The organism is Catenovulum agarivorans YM01 (assembly GCF_000281085.1).
Taxonomy (GTDB): Bacteria; Pseudomonadota; Gammaproteobacteria; order Enterobacterales; family Alteromonadaceae; genus Catenovulum; species Catenovulum agarivorans.
Genome location: NZ_JH767552.1, coordinates 1 through 640, shown reverse-complemented (window position 1 = coordinate 640; position 640 = coordinate 1). Strand labels below are relative to the sequence as shown.

The window sequence follows — 640 nt, the reverse complement described above, 5'->3', positions numbered from 1 at the left end:
CTGCATTGTTAGAAATGCCCGACAACGCAAGAGTTGCATAAAAATGCCCTTTACCAACAATTAAAAACGAATGCTTAAACTTACCGTAAAAAGCTGCGGCAACCAACAATTAAGCAAACAATAAATTGGTTTAAATTTAGCGCGTTAACAACGCAAAACTCACCAACAACTAAACACTAAAATGCCAATTTAACATGGCACGCAAAGCTAAATTAGAAAAAGCAGAAAAGCACACAAATGCTTCATTTGAAGCTGTTTACTTGTAAGATTTTGCTATTTCTAACGCCGCAATAAGTGGCGCATAAAAGCTTGGCTATAATTAGCGAGGAACGAGCGCAAGCCAAGCTTTTTGCGTCCACCTTTAATTGCATTGTTAGCTAATGCTGAGTCTTTAAAACTTAACCCGCAAACAACACAAAACCAAATTAGCAACTTACCTACTTCATTTTTAACTGCAAATTTAGCAGCGAAAAGAAGCCAACACGAACAATGCCGAGTGCCGTAAGTAAACTTAGAAAAATGAACTGGAGCGCATGCAAAAGCGTGGCGACACAAAAGTCCATTTTTATAAACTCACTTGAAGCGGCAGGCAAACAATATAAATGCCGCTCAACGGTAAGATGATTTAACAAAACCAAAT

General features: G+C 38.0%; 1 protein-coding gene. It reads right to left on the bottom strand.

Features of this window, described 5'->3' with window-relative positions; all coding sequences use genetic code 11:
• Positions 1–437: 437 nt before the first annotated feature.
• The coding region (locus WSC_RS25455; protein ID WP_237716349.1) for a hypothetical protein at positions 438–640 on the bottom strand (203 nt) is incomplete at its 5' end.